At 51.2% G+C, this 13,114-nt stretch carries 17 protein-coding genes; 10 read left to right on the top strand and 7 right to left on the bottom strand.

Going from position 1 to position 13,114, the window contains the following annotated elements; all coding sequences use genetic code 11:
* Nucleotides 1–2: 2 nt before the first annotated feature.
* Nucleotides 3–836 (top strand): nucleoside-specific channel-forming Tsx family protein, encoded by an 834-nt coding sequence (locus tag OGY15_RS13410; protein WP_151217973.1) that lies wholly within the window; start codon nt 3–5, stop codon nt 834–836.
* Between the two features lie 44 nt (nt 837–880).
* Here the strand turns inward: OGY15_RS13410 and OGY15_RS13405 are convergent, their stop codons facing one another.
* The 4 genes from OGY15_RS13405 to dsbA form a co-directional block, all read right to left on the bottom strand.
* The gene (locus OGY15_RS13405) at nt 881–1,567 is read right to left on the bottom strand and encodes a Crp/Fnr family transcriptional regulator (protein WP_286539578.1); all 687 of its coding nucleotides are present in this window, start codon (nt 1,565–1,567) and stop codon (nt 881–883) included.
* Nucleotides 1,568–1,688: 121 nt separating this feature from the next.
* Complete coding sequence (gene cbpM, locus OGY15_RS13400) at nt 1,689–1,982, bottom strand: chaperone modulator CbpM (RefSeq protein WP_151217975.1); 294 nt, start codon at nt 1,980–1,982, stop codon at nt 1,689–1,691.
* Nucleotides 1,982–2,902: a curved DNA-binding protein gene (cbpA, locus tag OGY15_RS13395; RefSeq protein WP_151217976.1), complete on the bottom strand. Its 921-nt coding sequence runs from the start codon at nt 2,900–2,902 to the stop codon at nt 1,982–1,984. Before cbpA ends, cbpM begins: the two co-directional genes overlap by 1 nt.
* A gap of 194 nt (nt 2,903–3,096) precedes the next feature.
* A complete protein-coding gene (dsbA, locus tag OGY15_RS13390; protein WP_151217977.1) occupies nt 3,097–3,720 on the bottom strand; it encodes a thiol:disulfide interchange protein DsbA in 624 nt (207 codons plus the stop codon).
* A gap of 389 nt (nt 3,721–4,109) precedes the next feature.
* Between dsbA and OGY15_RS13385 the strand changes: the two genes are divergently transcribed.
* The 6 genes from OGY15_RS13385 (at nt 4,110) to agp (ending at nt 9,483) form a co-directional block, all read left to right on the top strand.
* Nucleotides 4,110–4,514 carry a VOC family protein gene (locus OGY15_RS13385; protein WP_151217978.1) on the top strand — a complete coding sequence of 135 codons (405 nt, stop codon included), beginning with the start codon at nt 4,110–4,112 and terminating at the stop codon, nt 4,512–4,514.
* A gap of 70 nt (nt 4,515–4,584) precedes the next feature.
* Complete coding sequence (locus tag OGY15_RS13380; RefSeq protein WP_151217979.1) at nt 4,585–4,947, top strand: copper resistance protein; 363 nt, start codon at nt 4,585–4,587, stop codon at nt 4,945–4,947.
* A 48-nt stretch (nt 4,948–4,995) separates the two neighbouring features.
* Entirely contained in the window at nt 4,996–6,876 is a 1,881-nt protein-coding gene (locus tag OGY15_RS13375; protein ID WP_210904913.1) for a protein-disulfide reductase DsbD family protein, read from the top strand.
* Complete coding sequence (locus OGY15_RS13370) at nt 6,873–7,496, top strand: DsbA family protein (protein ID WP_151217980.1); 624 nt, start codon at nt 6,873–6,875, stop codon at nt 7,494–7,496. The genes OGY15_RS13375 and OGY15_RS13370 overlap by 4 nt, the downstream gene beginning before the upstream one ends.
* Nucleotides 7,486–7,992 (top strand): protein disulfide oxidoreductase, encoded by a 507-nt coding sequence (locus OGY15_RS13365; RefSeq protein WP_278238789.1) that lies wholly within the window; start codon nt 7,486–7,488, stop codon nt 7,990–7,992. Before OGY15_RS13370 ends, OGY15_RS13365 begins: the two co-directional genes overlap by 11 nt.
* 249 nt (nt 7,993–8,241) lie before the next feature.
* Complete coding sequence (gene agp, locus OGY15_RS13360) at nt 8,242–9,483, top strand: bifunctional glucose-1-phosphatase/inositol phosphatase (RefSeq protein WP_151217982.1); 1,242 nt, start codon at nt 8,242–8,244, stop codon at nt 9,481–9,483.
* A gap of 38 nt (nt 9,484–9,521) precedes the next feature.
* Here agp and OGY15_RS13355 read toward each other — a convergent pair whose 3' ends face one another.
* Entirely contained in the window at nt 9,522–9,749 is a 228-nt protein-coding gene (locus tag OGY15_RS13355; protein ID WP_061067654.1) for a YccJ family protein, read from the bottom strand.
* A gap of 20 nt (nt 9,750–9,769) precedes the next feature.
* Nucleotides 9,770–10,366 carry an NAD(P)H:quinone oxidoreductase gene (gene wrbA / locus OGY15_RS13350; RefSeq protein WP_003832057.1) on the bottom strand — a complete coding sequence of 199 codons (597 nt, stop codon included), beginning with the start codon at nt 10,364–10,366 and terminating at the stop codon, nt 9,770–9,772.
* Nucleotides 10,367–10,752: 386 nt separating this feature from the next.
* Between wrbA and OGY15_RS13345 the strand changes: the two genes are divergently transcribed.
* The 3 genes from OGY15_RS13345 (at nt 10,753) to rutR (ending at nt 12,699) form a co-directional block, all read left to right on the top strand.
* A complete protein-coding gene (locus tag OGY15_RS13345) occupies nt 10,753–10,926 on the top strand; it encodes a con-10 family general stress protein (RefSeq protein WP_003036022.1) in 174 nt (57 codons plus the stop codon).
* A gap of 161 nt (nt 10,927–11,087) precedes the next feature.
* Nucleotides 11,088–12,002, top strand: coding sequence for a DMT family transporter (locus OGY15_RS13340; protein WP_187259687.1), 915 nt, complete (start codon nt 11,088–11,090; stop codon nt 12,000–12,002).
* A gap of 58 nt (nt 12,003–12,060) precedes the next feature.
* The gene (rutR, locus tag OGY15_RS13335) at nt 12,061–12,699 is read left to right on the top strand and encodes an HTH-type transcriptional regulator RutR (protein WP_286539568.1); all 639 of its coding nucleotides are present in this window, start codon (nt 12,061–12,063) and stop codon (nt 12,697–12,699) included.
* Here rutR and OGY15_RS13330 read toward each other — a convergent pair.
* Nucleotides 12,696–13,091, bottom strand: a complete 396-nt coding sequence (locus OGY15_RS13330) for a lysozyme inhibitor LprI family protein (protein ID WP_151217984.1) — start codon at nt 13,089–13,091, stop codon at nt 12,696–12,698. The two genes, rutR and OGY15_RS13330, sit on opposite strands and share 4 nt — an antisense overlap.
* Between the last annotated feature and the right edge of the window lie 23 nt (nt 13,092–13,114).

Raw genomic sequence — 13,114 nt, 5'->3', positions numbered from 1 at the left:
AAATGCTGAAGAATAAATTAATGATTAAAAAAGCTGTTCTGGGCGCAGTCGTTGCTATGAGCTGTACGCAAGCGCTTGCTGCTGATTATACCGATGGCAACATCCGAAAAAATGATTTTAACTGGATGCAGATGAACTTAATGCAAAGTGTGGATGCGAAAGTGCCATATGGTATTCGTAATGACACTTATCTGGAACTGGAGTTTGGGGCACGTTCCGGAATTATCGATCTGTATGGTTATGTCGATTTCTTCGATATTTTGGACCGCAAGCAGGATGACCGCCACGGCGGCGATAACTTCTTCGCCAAGATATCCCCACGGTTTTCCCTGGATGCTCTTTTTAATAAGGATTTATCCGTTGGGCCGTTTAACGAATTCTATATCGCAACGGTAAATAACATTGGCGACCGGGAGTTATTTGAGCATTATGTCGGTCTGGGCACGGATGTTAAGGTTCCGTGGTTTGGCCTTGTGGGAATGAACATCTATGCGCATTATGTGCGAGAAAACTACGGTGCGGATAATGAAGGCAAGTGGGATGGCTATATGTTCTCGACCAACTGGTCGACGCCGTTCTATACCTTTGCCAACGGCAGCTACCTGAATTATCAGGGTTACTTTGACTATCAGTTCGCCGCTAACAAGATTGCTAATCAACCGTTATACAGCAATAACGCGATTGAATGGTATAACGGCATCTACTGGCATTCAGAGCATTATGCGGTAGGTTATGGCCTTAAGTATTTCCGTAACATGGCATTGATGGAAAATCACGGTGGAGCAGGGCGCACCACCGGACTCGGTCACTATTTCAACCTCAGCTATAAATTCTGATTGTGCTGAACTGACACACTTACCCTCTTTGCGGGGATGGTGTGTCAGTCAATGATGTCATTGCCGAGGAATTTTCGTAGCCCATCCAGATCCTTAATTTCCAGTCCTTGTTTCGTGCGCGTTACCAACTCGGCATCCGTCAGGGCTTTAACCGCCCGCCGATAGACCCGATCGGTGGTACCGAATCGTTCTGCTTCCTGATATTTTTTATGGAAACCATCCATCGGTTGTTTGTTCTGATGCTGGCGATACAGGTCATACGCCACGTTATGAACGATAGGGTAGAGCATCCGGTGCAGGAAGATTTCCAGCATATCCTGATAATCAATCGCCATCGCACTGGCAAAAAATATCGCCAGTCTGGGATGTTGGTTCAGCGCTTCTTCCAGACGTTCGCAGCTACACACCGCCACGGTCAGCGGCTCTTCGGCCACGATATCGAGCTGGCAGCGATACCCGGTAAAAAACTCCATTTCACCAAACAGTTGCTCATCGCATTCCATTGCGCCAAGCTGAAAACGGCGACCATTTTCCGCACTGTAACGCAGGGAAATTCTCCCTGATTGCACCATGATAAGTCGATCGACTACCTGTCCCTGGTGATAGAGATACTCATCTTCGTGGATAATCTGCGTTTCAGAGAGTAGCTCCTGGAATATCTTCTCAATTAAGGCATCATCCTGCTGCCAGATATTGTGAAAACGACCTTTTGTGAGGGGCTTAAGCTGCATGACTCAACGTCTTAGTGTTTGCGAAAATTCTTATCACTGACTGTATGCTATCTACTGCTTAATGTCATTAAGAGCAGGTTTCGGACAATAAAAGGGCCAGCCCCATGCCGGCCCTGAGAATTTAAGGATGACTGATAAAACGAGACAACCGCTGGCGCAGGAGGCGATTTTCCTGCCGCAGTTGAACGTTCTCTTCCAGCAACGTCAACGCAACGGCTATTCCTGGCCAGTCAAGCTCCAGTTCCTGACGCAGGCGCACCGCGCGACGCATTATGGTTAGCGCATGATCGTCGAACGTTTCGTCTTCATGGGGTTCTATCACTCCTAAGCCGACAATCTCATGCAGCTCCTCTTCTGATACCCCGGTGTACAGACAAAATTCGGTAATAGTAAAGGTGACGGTGACGTTAGCCATTATGCTTTCCCCCACTCTTTGCGCGGATCAAAGGACTTTTGTGCATCCGCCAGTTGCTGCCACAGGGCGGCGCTGGTGTCGTCTGGTTTTGGCGGCATGACGATTTTGATCACTGCATACAAATCGCCAGTGTGTTTTTTACTTACCAGGCCCTTGCCCTTAATGCGTAACCGCTGCCCGGCCTGGCTACCCGCTGGAATGGTCAGCAGGATGCTCTCTTTTAGCGTAGGAACCGTTACTTTCGCGCCCAATGCGGCTTCCCATGGTGCCAGAGGAACCACCACTTCAAGATCCTGATTAACGATGTCGAACAGCGGATGCGGTGCAATATGAATTACCAGCCACAAGTCACCGTTCGGCCCACCGTTTTCACCTGGGGTGCCCTGGCCTTTAAGACGGATACGCTGACCGTTGCCGACGCCAGCCGGAATTTTCACATTCAGCGTTTTGGGAATTTCACGTTCTACCATGCCGAATGCGTTGTAGACCGGCAGGTTGTAACTGATCGTGCGGCTATGCTCAGTAAGCGTTTCTTCCAGGAACACCGCAACTTCAATTTCAATATCGTGTCCGCGGCTGGCATGACGCTGGCGCGGCTGGTGTGCATGCTGACCAAAAATGGAGGAGAAGATATCGTCGAAATCTTCGGCGCTGTAGCTTTGCCCCTCACCTTGCTGGAATTGACGGTTGAACTGTGGGTCGTTGCGATGCTGCCACAGCTGGTCGTACTCGGCACGTCGCTGTTCATCACTCAGGACTTCCCAGGCTTCAGCAACCTCTTTAAACCGGGCCTCAGCGTCAGTCTCTTTGCTGACATCAGGATGATATTTACGGGCGAGTCGACGATAGGCGGTCTTGATTGTCTTGAGATCGTCTGTCGGTTTCACGCCCATAATGGCGTAATAATCCTTTAATTCCATAGCGTTCTCTCGTGTAAATCAACACTTGAAGAAGGTGTACCCCGACAACAGGTAACACCGCTAAGTTTAGGGTAATCCTGATAACGGCGAATGCCAACCGGGAAGAAAGGATATTGGTATAAATGATGTGATTGCGCACCACCAACAGCGCTTTTTGCCAGTTGTGTGGTGCGAAAAGTGAGATTAGCGAAAGGTCAGGATTTGGTGATCAGATAGCGAACCGTATCTGCGTAGCTCTTCACAAAAGAGTTCAGGTCATCCGATTTCAGTCCTTTCGGATTGATCATATATTTACCGTTGATAAAAATGGCGGGCACACCGGTTAAATCTACAGCTTTAGCCATTTCTTGCTGTTTTGCGGTTAGTGATTTCACGGCAAAACTGTTCCATGCGGCATCATAATCACTGGCGCTGACGCCCGCGCTGATAAATACGTTACGAATATCGTCCGCTGTTTTAATGGTTTGTTTTTTCTGCACGGCATCAAAAAGCAACGGTTTAACTTTATCTTGTACATTCAACAGCATGGCGACGGACCAGGCATGCGTCATGTCTTGCCCCAACGGGCCTAAAAAGTCGACATGGTATTCGGTGAGTTTTACATCAGCAGGCAAGACTTTTTTCACGTTATCGGTGATTTCAAAAACTTCATCGTACTGATAACAGGAAGGGCAATAGAATGAGAAAAACTTCAATGCAGCTGGTGCGGAAGCGACAGGTTTTTCCAGTGAGATGAACTCTTTGCCGTCGGTAAATGATGCTGCCTGGGCGCTCATTGTAAAAAGTAACGCAATCAGGGGTAATAAATATTTTTTCATTTCCATATACTCTAAATAACATTTAACAAACAAATTTCGGCGAATGAATACACCATTCATTGCGTCTGGCTATAATACGATAATGACCTGAAAATGCGCTGACCCTTACTTTCATTTACGCATTCGTAAGTTGTGGTCATTATTTATGTGCAGTCATAGAAATACTCACGGGTATTCTTCGCAAATAGTGAATAATAACTTCCGTGATATTTATGTGGTTATTTTTAGCAATGTTATAGTGTAATGAATAAAGGCGAAAATAGAGTCATTATCATTTCGCTTGTAAAACGTGAGTGGTAAGGCGTTGCGCATACATTATGCCAAAGTATCTGAAAGATTTTCTTGTCGCACAGGAATGAATAGGGTAAGTGTCAGAGACGAGCAACCAAATGGATATCGTTATGATTGACCGCCTGGATCACCTGGTACTGACCACCAATAATGAAGAGGCTTGCGTACGTTTTTATGTCGAACTATTAGGAATGAGGCTGGAAACTTTCGCGCAAGGGCGCAAAGCCTTCGTCTTTGGTAATCAAAAGATTAACCTCCACATTCGGGGAAAAGAGTTTGAACCCAAAGCTTATCTACCTACACCGGGGGCGCTGGATCTGTGTTTTATCACCACGCGTACGCTGGATGAAGTGATGGCAACGTTTCAAACGCATGGGATCGATATCGTTGAGGGACCGGTGGCGCGCACTGGCGCGACAGGAGCGATTCGCTCGGTTTACATCAGAGATCCCGATCTTAATCTGATTGAAATTGCGGTATATCCAGCCGACAGCAGGACATAACTTTACAGCACAAAGGTTGCCAAAACCTGGCGAGTGGTTAAGATAACTCGCATCAATCAGTGAGGGTATAATGGCGAAACGTCAACGGATGGGATGGTGGTTCCTCTGTCTGGCATGTGTTGTGGTGATGGTTTGCACCGCACAACGCATGGCAGGTCTGCATGCGTTGCAGATGAACACTGTTGCCGCCAGCATTGTCGTAAGCGCACCCGCTCAGACCGATGAGGCCTCACCCGTTACCCCGTGTGAACTGAGCGCGAAGTCGTTACTTGCCGCACCTCCTGTACTGTTTGAAGGCGCTATTCTGGTGCTGTGTCTGCTTTTGTCGCTGCTGGCGCCAGTGCGGGCATTTCGTTTGCCTTTTTTCCCACCGCGAGCCATCTCGCCCCCCACTCTCAGGGTACATCTGCGATTTTGTGTCTTCCGTGAATGACAGAACAGCTGTTGCTGACTGTTAGATAATTATTCACGGAGAAAATTTATGATGACTGTTTTCAGGCAGGCGCTGTTCTGTCTGTTATTGCTATGGCTGCCCGTATCCTGGGCGGCTGAACCCGGCTGGCTGCGTTCACCCGATAACGATCACGCCAGCGTACGGTTACGCGCTGATACGTCCGCTGGTGGCGAAACCCGTCTGTTGCTGGATGTTAAACTGGAAGATGGCTGGAAAACTTACTGGCGTTCGCCGGGTGAGGGCGGGGTCGCACCTTCTGTCGCCTGGCAAGGGGAAATGCCCGTGGTCGACTGGTTCTGGCCAACCCCTGCACGCTTTGAAGTTGCAAACATTACTACCCAGGGGTATCACGATCAGGTGACGTTCCCAATGGTTGTGCGCGGCAGATCACCTGCCACGCTCAACGGTATTTTGACGCTATCTACCTGTAGCAACGTATGCCTGCTGACGGATTTTCCCTTTTCCGTGACGCCCACAGCTCAGGACCCGGCTTTTGCGCATGACTATGCTCAGGCGATGGGGCAGGTTCCGCTGGCCAGCGGCCTGACCGATGCTCTGAGCGCCGGCGCGCGGGCGGGAGAGTTAGTCGTCGAAGCTCATCGCCAGGGCGGCTGGACTCAGCCTGAACTTTTTCTGGATACCGTTGATGATGCGGATTTTGGTATGCCGCAAATTCACGTCGAAGGTGAGACCCTACGCGCTACGGTACCTGTTCATGACGGTTGGGGGGAAGGCGCGCCGGATTTACGCGGTAAGTCAGTCACGCTGGTTCTGGCGGATAACGGTGTTGCCCAGGAAAGTCGTCTTACGATTGGCGAAGCCCCGGTTATTGAAAACGCCTCACTCCCGTTGTGGCAGGTGGTGTTAATGGCGTTATTGGGCGGTTTGATTCTCAACCTGATGCCCTGTGTGTTACCGGTTCTGGGCATGAAGCTGGGCTCAATTTTGCTTGTTGAGGAAAAAAGCCGTCGCCAGATCCGCCGTCAGTTTCTGGCATCGGTAGCCGGAATACTGGTTTCCTTTATGGCCCTGGCGCTATTGATGACGGTGTTGCGTTTAACCAATCAGGCGCTCGGCTGGGGGATCCAGTTTCAGAATCCGTGGTTCATTGGCGTGATGGTATTGGTGATGCTGACGTTCAGTGCCAGCCTGTTTGGTTGGTTTGAATTCCGCCTGCCGTCGGCGATGACCACGACGCTGGCGACTCACGGCGGCAACGGCCTGTCGGGACATTTCTGGCAAGGCGCATTTGCGACGCTGCTTGCTACGCCGTGCAGCGCCCCGTTTCTGGGAACAGCGGTGGCGGTAGCTTTAACCGCTTCGCTGCCAACATTGTGGGGGCTGTTTATCGCACTTGGGGTGGGGATGAGCTTGCCGTGGCTGCTCGTGGCCCTGCGTCCCGGTCTGGCGCTGCGTTTGCCGCGTCCAGGGCGCTGGATGAATATTTTGCGGCGTCTGCTCGGTGTGATGATGCTGGGTTCGGCTATCTGGCTTGCGACACTGCTGCTCCCGCATTTAGGGTTTGGTGGGCAAAGTGGCGCGAAAGAAAGCGTGAACTGGCAACCGCTAAGCGAGCAGGCGATAGAGGATGCACTGGCGCAACATAAGCGCGTGTTCATTGACGTGACTGCCGACTGGTGCATTACCTGTAAAGTAAATAAATACAACGTCTTGAATACAGATGACGTACAAGCCGCTTTACAACAACCGGATGTGGTGGCGTTGCGCGGCGACTGGACACTCCCTTCTGAAGCCATCACCGAATTTCTCAAAAAACGCGGCCAGGTTGCTGTGCCGTATAACCAAATTTATGGCCCCGGTCTGCCGGAAGGCCAGGCGTTACCCACGTTGTTAACCCGCGATGCGGTACTGCAAACGCTGACCAATGCCCAAGGAGTCACTCCATGAAGATGATGATTGTTCTGCTGTTAACCCTGTTTTCTGCCGTCAGCGTAGCGAAAGAGCCAGCACCGTTTACTCCGGAACAGGAAAAGCAAATTGAAGCATTAATTCAGGAAGCCCTGTTCAACGATCCCAACAGCCCGCGGATTGGCGCAAAGCAGGCAAAACTGACCCTGATAAACTTCACTGATTACAACTGCCCATACTGCAAGCAACTGGATCCGATGCTGGAAAAAATAGTGCAGAAATACCCTGACGTGGCGGTAGTGATTAAACCGTTACCGTTTAAAGGGGAAAGTTCGGAACTTGCGGCGCGGACCGTGCTGACTACCTGGCGTGAGCATCCGCAGCAGTTTCCGGCGCTACATGAAAAACTGATGCAGAAGAAAGGTTACCATACCGACGTCAGCATCAAACAGGCGCAGGAAAGAGCGGGTGTCAATCCGGTGACGTTGGACGCCCAAAGTGCGGAAACGCTGAGCACTAACCTGCAATTGGCGCGGCTGGTGGGTGTGCAGGGAACTCCCGCAACGATTATTGGCGATGAACTTATTCCCGGTGCAGTGCCGTGGGAAACTCTTGAGGAAGTGGTAAAAGAAAAGCTGGCGGCGGCCAATGCTCAGTAAGCTGCGCCGCTGGCTGCGCGAAGGACTGATTTTACTGGCGCTGTTGGCAGGGACGATGCTACTGATGGATGTCTGGCGCGCGCCGCAGGTCCCTGCCTCTTTTGACAGCACGCATTTGCAAACGCTGGAGGGGGAAACCGTCACCCTGGCGACGCTCAGTAAAGACAAACCGGTGTTGCTCTATTTCTGGGCGAGCTGGTGCGGTGTATGTCGCTTTACAACGCCGGAAGTTGCCAGACTGCGTTCAGAAGGGGAAAACGTGATGACCATTGCGTTACGCTCCGGAAGTGAAGCCGAGGTATCTCGCTGGCTGTTGCATAAAGGCGTGGAGTTTCCGGTGATCAATGATGCGAACGGAGCCATCTCCCGTAGTTGGGATATTAGCGTCACACCGACATTGGTGGTGATGTCACAAGGACGGGTAGTATCAACAACCAGCGGTTGGACCAGCTACTGGGGCATGAAGCTTCGGTTGTGGTGGGCGAAAACGTTCTGATATTCGTGCCGGGGAAACCCGGCATTTTTTTATCATTCCCCGTAAATGGGAAGACATATTTCGTTGCCTGGCGAAGCTGGCACGGCGTTCAACGTCCAGAACAGGTTATCTTCGCTTTTCAGGAAAATTGAAAGTGAGTTCGGCGTTAAAACAACGCGGTAGATGATTCGTTTTGCGAAAGCGTTCCCGGAAAAATGTCATATTTCTGTCACACTCTGTTGTGATTGATAACAACAAGAGGTCGTAGGGATGAATAAATCGTTAATCGCCGCAGCCGTGGCAGGGGCTGTATTACTGTCTACCGCCGCGCAGGCTCAGACCGCGCCGGAAGGCTATCAGCTTCAACAAGTATTGATGATGAGTCGGCATAACTTACGCGCACCTTTAGCCAATAACGGCAGCGTTCTTGAACAGTCCACCCCCAAGCAATGGCCAGAATGGGATGTCCCCGGCGGACAACTGACTACTAAAGGCGGTGTGCTGGAAATCTATATGGGCCACTATATGCGGGAGTGGCTGGCAGAGCAGGGGATGGTGAAATCGGGCGAATGTCCGGCACCGGATACAGTCTATACCTATGCTAACAGTCTGCAGCGTACGGTCGCCACGGCGCAGTTCTTTGTCACCGGCGCTTTCCCTGGTTGTGACGTTCCGGTTCATCATCAGGAAAAAATGGGTACCATGGATCCCACCTTTAACCCGGTGATCACCGATGATTCTGCCGCCTTCAGCCAGCAGGCCGTTCAGGCAATGGAGAAAGAGCGTAGCAAAATGCAGCTCAACGACAGCTATCAGTTGCTTGAGCAAATGACCGACTACAAGGACTCACCGTCCTGTAAAGAAAAGCAGCAGTGTTCCCTGACCGATGCCAAAGATACGTTCAGCGCGAAATATCAGCAGGAGCCTGGTGTTTCGGGGCCGCTGAAGGTGGGGAATTCGCTGGTTGATGCCTTCACGTTGCAATATTACGAAGGTTTCCCGATGGACCAGGTCGCCTGGGGCGAGATTAAATCCGATCAACAATGGAAGGTATTGTCGAAGCTGAAAAACGGCTATCAGGACAGCCTGTTCACCTCCCCTGAAGTGGCGCAGAACGTCGCCAAACCGCTGGTGAAATATATTGATAATGCGTTGGTTACGGAACGCGTGAAAGCGCCGAAAATTACCGTGTTGGTGGGCCATGACTCAAACATCGCATCGCTGCTCACTGCGCTGGATTTCAAACCATACCAGCTTCACGATCAGAACGAGCGTACGCCGATTGGCGGGAAGATAGTCTTCCAGCGCTGGCATGACAGTAACGCGAATCGTGACCTGATGAAGATCGAATACGTGTATCAGAGCTCGCAGCAGTTGCGTAATGCTGAGGCCCTGACGCTGAAGTCTCCGGCGCAGCGCGTAACGCTGGAGCTGAAAGGCTGCCCGATAGATGCGGATGGTTTTTGTCCGATAGATAAGTTCGACAGCGTGTTGAATGAGGCGGCGAAGTAAAAGAAAAACTCCCCCGCGAGCGCGGGGGAGTCAGAGCGCTAGACGTTTTTGCGTTCGATAGTCTGTTCACCCCAAAAGAGCGAATCTTTGTCTGTTTTCTCAAAGGCTTTGATGAGTACTTCGTCGCTACCTTCTTCCCAAATTTTTTCCGCCAGTTTCTCGTCATAATTCGCGACTTCAAAAATGGCTTCGGCTATTTCCGGCGATGTATTGCGCAGACTTGCCCATTCACCGACGTGATGAGCTTTCGCTTCTTGAGTTGGCATTCGAATCCTCCTGTTGAAGATTAGCCGTTGAGTTTTACTGCCAGACCCGCGACATATTCACCCTGATAGCGGGCGATAGATAATTCTTCCTGACTTGGCTGGCGAGAGCCGTCGCCTCCGGCGATGGTCGTTGCGCCGTAAGGTGTACCGCCGCGAACTTGAGAGACATCAAACAGTTCTTGCGCCGCGTAACCGATGGGCACAATCACCATCCCATGGTGGGCAAGCGTAGTCCAGGTTGAGGTGATGGTTTGTTCCTGGCCACCACCGGTGCCCGTTGAGCTGAATACGCTGGCGAGTTTGCCGTACAGGCCGCCAGAAGCCCACAGTCCGCCAGTCTGGTCGAGGAAGGTGCGCATCTGGCCGGACATATTGCCAAAGCGTGTCGGGGTACCAAAAATAATGGCGTCGTAATCAGCCAGTTCTTGCGGGGTTGCGACTGGTGCGTTTTGGGTTTTGCCGCCAGCCTTGAGGAAAATCTCAGGCTGCATGGTCTCTGGTACGCGCTTAATAATCACTTCCGCACCATCTACCTTATTTGCGCCTTCTGCGACTGCATGGGCCATAGTTTCAATGTGTCCGTACATGGAATAATAAAGCACCAGAACTTTTGCCATTTTACACTACTCCTCGAGTTAACCGTGTCCGTAGCGATTCGCTACCTACATTTAAAGATATGACGTACTGTCAGGAGTGCAAATTTCACAATCACTTCTTTGATTTATAACAATTTTTACACAACCATGTTTTGTAGCAAAATGATACATATTTAAACGGGCTGATTTCAGTAATGATAAGAAAGGCTTATTGATTTCTTGTGGTGATTATTTGTATATCGCCACTTATCCTGTTGCAGAATATTACAGCCAGCCATTGTTCAGGCCATGCTTCACTATGCTTGATCCCACGCAGTTATTTTCAGGGCATCGCCCATATCGCTGCGTGAGGTATCACTCCTCAGTACCTATGCAATATGATGTCTAAACAATGACGGAGGTCAGTAATGGCAAACCATCGGGGCGGTTCCGGTAACTTTGCGGAAGACCGCGAAAGAGCATCAGAAGCAGGTCGAAAAGGTGGCCAGCACAGCGGGGGCAACTTTAAGAATGACCCGCAACGCGCTTCAGAGGCAGGCAAAAAAGGGGGCAAAAATAGCCACGGCAACAACAAATCGTAATTGCCAGGTTATCTGTCAGATATAGCGTGACGGCTGAGGATCAGAGTCAGACGTTACGAAGCCACCGCCGCCGGGTTTTTCCGGCGGTTTTTTTTATCTGCAAGGTTGAACTGTAACAAAACGCAACGCAGACTAACGATATTCAGTTAATCGGGTGTCTCATGTCATTACTTTCTCGTTATTCCTTCTCTGTTAAACCTCAGGAAGCGATCCTTATTGTGATCACCATGTTCTGGGGTGGCACGTTTCTGGCGGTGCAATATGCCGTTACCCTGAGCGGACCTTTTTTCTTTGTTGGCGTACGTTTTGCCACCGCTGCGCTGGCGGTCGCGCTTTTGTCGTTACGCACATTGCATCAGCTAACGTGGCTGGAATTCAAAGCAGGGGTGGCAATCGGTATCGCCATTGCGCTGGGCTATAGTCTGCAAACATGGGGACTACAGTTTATTCCCAGCAGTAAATCGGCGTTTATTACTGCGATGTACGTGCCGTTGGTACCGCTTTTACAATGGTTGTGTCTGGGACGTATGCCCGGACTGATGCCGTGTATCGGTATTGTTCTGGCCTTTATCGGGTTGATTTTCCTTGCCGGGCCGGGAGGCAATGTGTTGGCTTTAGGCGAAGGGGAGTGGATAACGCTCGCTGGCGCGGTGGCGATTGCGGCGGAAATTATCCTGATTAGCGCGTGGGCGGGAAAAGTGGATGTGCGGCGGGTAACGGTGGTACAACTGGCAACTGCTTCTATCGTGGCGTTTATTGCGATGGCCCCTGCCGGAGAGTCCGTACCGTCGATGTCTACCGGATTGCTGGTTGTGGCGTTGGGGCTGGGGATTTTCAGTGCGATTATCCAGGTTACCATGAACTGGGCGCAGCGCAGCGTTTCGCCGACGCGCGCGACGGTCATTTATACCGGCGAGCCGGTATGGGCAGGGATCTTTGGTCGTCTGGCGGGGGAACGCTTACCGCTCCTGGCTTTGCTCGGCGCGGCCTTCATTATTGTTGGCGTGCTGGTCAGTGAACTAAAGTTCAAAAAGAAAAAAACGGTGGTACAAGAGGTACCGCCGGAGTCGCTTTAATTTAACCATTCACCGCGTGATTTGGTATGCTGACGCCCTCACAAGAAGGAGAGGGCGCATGGTTCAACGCGCAGAGAAAAAAACAGGTAAGCGCTCGCAGGCCGTCAGTGCAAAACGCCAGGCCATATTAACCGCGGCATTAAATATCTTCTCCCAATATGGGATCCACGGCACGCGCCTCGAACAGGTCGCTGAGCAGGCGGGGGTGTCAAAAACCAATCTGCTTTATTACTACTCGTCAAAAGAGGTGCTTTATATTGCCGTTTTACGGCAAATCCTCGACATCTGGCTGGCACCGTTGAAGGCGTTTAGCGAAGACTTTGCGCCGCTGGCGGCCATCAAAGAATATATTCGTCTTAAGCTGGAAGTGTCCCGGGATTACCCTCAGGCGTCACGGCTGTTTTGTATGGAGATGCTGGCAGGCGCACCGTTGTTGATGGCTGAATTAACGGGCGATCTCAAAACGCTGATTGATGAGAAGTCCGCGCTGATCGCCGGGTGGATTAAAAGCGGGAAGCTGGCGCCGGTCGATCCGCACCATCTGATTTTTATGATTTGGGCATCAACCCAGCATTACGCCGATTTTGCTCCACAGGTGGAGGCGGTGACGGGCGCAACGCTGCGTGATGAAGCCTTTTTTAACCAAACCGTTGAGAGCGTGCAGCGAATGATTATTGAAGGGATCCGCGTGCGTTAACCGGCCGGCGGTAACGGACAGCTTAAATCACCTTCTTCGCACTGTAAGAGCGAGGCGAGAAACGCTTCGCGCTCGTTGGTTTTATCCGTCAGGCACTGGCTGGATATCATCGCCTGGACACTGCCGCCTTCGGTACCGGAACTGATTAACGCACAGTCCGCATCGCGCAAGGTTATCCATGCGTTTTGCGCTTTTTTCAGTAAATCGCGCTGGGTTGGGGCGGCGCGCTTCAGCGCATTCTGATAGGTTTCATTCAGTTTGGCATCTGCCGTCTTAAACTGTCCTGCCGCACAGGTGTTCATTTCAATCTGCGTGTTCGCGCTGGCGCAGTCATCCGCCAGTACCTGGCCGCTAAGCAGCAGCGCTGCACATGTCAGTAAAATTCGTTTCATGTTTCCCTCTGACTTTACAAAAA

Source organism: Citrobacter sp. Cu231 (genome assembly GCF_030332265.1).
Lineage (GTDB): Bacteria > Pseudomonadota > Gammaproteobacteria > Enterobacterales > Enterobacteriaceae > Citrobacter > Citrobacter meridianamericanus.
The sequence above is the reverse complement of the archived record's forward strand: the minus strand, read 5'-3'. Positions and strand labels throughout refer to the sequence as shown.

Coding starts and splice junctions, on each gene's coding strand:
- OGY15_RS13410 (WP_151217973.1), top strand. CDS start 3: ATGCTGAAGAATAAATTAATGATTAAAAAAGCTGTTCTGGGCGCAGTC.
- OGY15_RS13405 (WP_286539578.1), bottom strand. CDS start 1,567: ATGCAGCTTAAGCCCCTCACAAAAGGTCGTTTTCACAATATCTGGCAG.
- cbpM (WP_151217975.1), bottom strand. CDS start 1,982: ATGGCTAACGTCACCGTCACCTTTACTATTACCGAATTTTGTCTGTAC.
- cbpA (WP_151217976.1), bottom strand. CDS start 2,902: ATGGAATTAAAGGATTATTACGCCATTATGGGCGTGAAACCGACAGAC.
- dsbA (WP_151217977.1), bottom strand. CDS start 3,720: ATGAAAAAATATTTATTACCCCTGATTGCGTTACTTTTTACAATGAGC.
- OGY15_RS13385 (WP_151217978.1), top strand. CDS start 4,110: ATGGATATCGTTATGATTGACCGCCTGGATCACCTGGTACTGACCACC.
- OGY15_RS13380 (WP_151217979.1), top strand. CDS start 4,585: ATGGCGAAACGTCAACGGATGGGATGGTGGTTCCTCTGTCTGGCATGT.
- OGY15_RS13375 (WP_210904913.1), top strand. CDS start 4,996: ATGATGACTGTTTTCAGGCAGGCGCTGTTCTGTCTGTTATTGCTATGG.
- OGY15_RS13370 (WP_151217980.1), top strand. CDS start 6,873: ATGAAGATGATGATTGTTCTGCTGTTAACCCTGTTTTCTGCCGTCAGC.
- OGY15_RS13365 (WP_278238789.1), top strand. CDS start 7,486: ATGCTCAGTAAGCTGCGCCGCTGGCTGCGCGAAGGACTGATTTTACTG.
- agp (WP_151217982.1), top strand. CDS start 8,242: ATGAATAAATCGTTAATCGCCGCAGCCGTGGCAGGGGCTGTATTACTG.
- OGY15_RS13355 (WP_061067654.1), bottom strand. CDS start 9,749: ATGCCAACTCAAGAAGCGAAAGCTCATCACGTCGGTGAATGGGCAAGT.
- wrbA (WP_003832057.1), bottom strand. CDS start 10,366: ATGGCAAAAGTTCTGGTGCTTTATTATTCCATGTACGGACACATTGAA.
- OGY15_RS13345 (WP_003036022.1), top strand. CDS start 10,753: ATGGCAAACCATCGGGGCGGTTCCGGTAACTTTGCGGAAGACCGCGAA.
- OGY15_RS13340 (WP_187259687.1), top strand. CDS start 11,088: ATGTCATTACTTTCTCGTTATTCCTTCTCTGTTAAACCTCAGGAAGCG.
- rutR (WP_286539568.1), top strand. CDS start 12,061: ATGGTTCAACGCGCAGAGAAAAAAACAGGTAAGCGCTCGCAGGCCGTC.
- OGY15_RS13330 (WP_151217984.1), bottom strand. CDS start 13,091: ATGAAACGAATTTTACTGACATGTGCAGCGCTGCTGCTTAGCGGCCAG.